This is a genomic window from Formosimonas limnophila (genome assembly GCF_014652675.1).
GTDB classification, from domain to species: domain Bacteria; phylum Pseudomonadota; class Gammaproteobacteria; order Burkholderiales; family Burkholderiaceae; genus Hydromonas; species Hydromonas limnophila.
Genome location: NZ_BMZG01000032.1, coordinates 1 through 1,779, shown reverse-complemented (window position 1 = coordinate 1,779; position 1,779 = coordinate 1). Strand labels below are relative to the sequence as shown.

At 52.2% G+C, this 1,779-nt stretch carries 1 protein-coding gene; it reads left to right on the top strand.

Annotated elements, in window-relative coordinates:
- The first annotated feature begins 186 nt into the window (after nucleotides 1–186).
- On the top strand, nucleotides 187–1,671 hold the full coding sequence (gene tnpC, locus IE082_RS11000; RefSeq protein ID WP_189493955.1) for an IS66 family transposase: 1,485 nt from the start codon (nucleotides 187–189) through the stop codon (nucleotides 1,669–1,671).
- Nucleotides 1,672–1,779 lie beyond the last annotated feature (108 nt).

The window sequence follows — 1,779 nt, the reverse complement described above, 5'->3', positions numbered from 1 at the left end:
TTTATAAAAATAGGGTTTTAAGTGATATCATGGTGGCACATGAATTACAATCACATCATGATAATCGCACCTGCCAACGCCTCAACATCCAACGCTGCACTTGATGCGGCGTTGCGTTACATTGAGCAGTTGGAATATGATGCAAAAGCATACGATGCTCAAATCAAAGAGCGCAATGCTCAAATAATGCAACGCGATCGCTACATTGAACAAATCACCAACGAGCGCGACGCACGAATCGAAGAAGCCAATCACAAGCAACTCAAAATAGACCAGCTCACCTACGAGTTGTCGCGCTACAAACGCCACCAGTTTGGCAAGACCTCCGAAGTGCTGTCCAAAGTGCAGCAAGACCTGTTCACCGACAGCATGGCTGAGGACTTTGCAGCGATTGAGTCCGAATTAGAACAAATGCGCGATGTGCCGCGCAAACCGCGTGTTGGCGCACATCGTCAACCATTGCCCGCTCATTTGCCACGTGAAGTCATTATTCACGAACCAGAGTCTTGTCAATGCAATCAATGCGGTGGCGCATTGGTCAAACTCGGCGAAGACGTGACCGAGAAGCTGCACTACACACCAGGCACATTCAGCGTACAGCGTCACATTCGCCCAAAATATGCCTGCAAGCCGTGCGAGCGCATCGTCACTGCGCCTGTCCCAGCTGCGATAATTGACGGTGGCTTGGCCACCAACGAATTACTCGCCTCTATCGTCATCAACAAATACCTTGACCACTTGCCGCTGTACCGGATTGAGCAAATCGCTGCTCGTCAGGACGTGCATTTACCTCGTCAGACCATGGCCGAATGGGTCGGTAAGGTTGGCGTGGCTTTGCAACCCTTGGTGGATGCGCTGACGCAACGCATGTTGCAAGCCAATGTTTTACACGCTGACGAAACACCGATACGGCAGCTTGATCCAGGCAGCGGCAAAACGCACAGCGCGTACATTTGGGCTTACCGAACAGCGGGCAACTCACCGCCCATCATCGTATTTGACCACCAATCCAGTCGTTCGGGCAAACATGCACGTCAATTCCTCGCGGGCTGGCGCGGACACCTCATGGTCGATGACTACTCGGGTTACAAAGCCATGTTCAATGACGAAGTGGTTGAACTCGGCTGCTGGGCACATGCCCGTCGCAAATTCCACGACGTGTTTGCCGCCAACGGCAGCACCACCGCGCACGAAGCACTAGAGCGCATCGGCCAGCTATACGCCATCGAACGCGAGGCTGCCGCACTCGACGACGCGCAACGCCACACCATGCGCCAAAACCAGTCCTTACCACTACTTGAAACGCTGCACAGTTGGCTCATCAGCATTCCAACAGTTGGCAACACCGCCATTGCCAGAGCCATCAACTACACACTCAAACGCTGGCCTGCGCTCACTCGCTATATCGAATCGGGCGCATTCCCCATCGATAACAACCCCATCGAAAACGCCATTCGACCCATCGCCATCGGCAAGAAAAACTGGCTATTTGTCGGATCCGAACGAGCAGGCAAACGTGCCGCTGCAATTCAATCACTACTCGCAACCGCTAAAGCCAATGGAATTGAACCATATGCGTGGCTCCTCGATACGCTCAATAAATTACCAACTTGGCCAAACTCAAAAATTCATGACTTGTTGCCTCTTAAAAATCAAGATGGCTGCCCCTGACGCTTACTGTCCATCGGCTCAATCACACACAGCAATGATTCACAGTGAATCATGCCAAACTCTTGAGCAATTCAGCCAGCCATACAGCTTGTGGTGGATGCGACCATT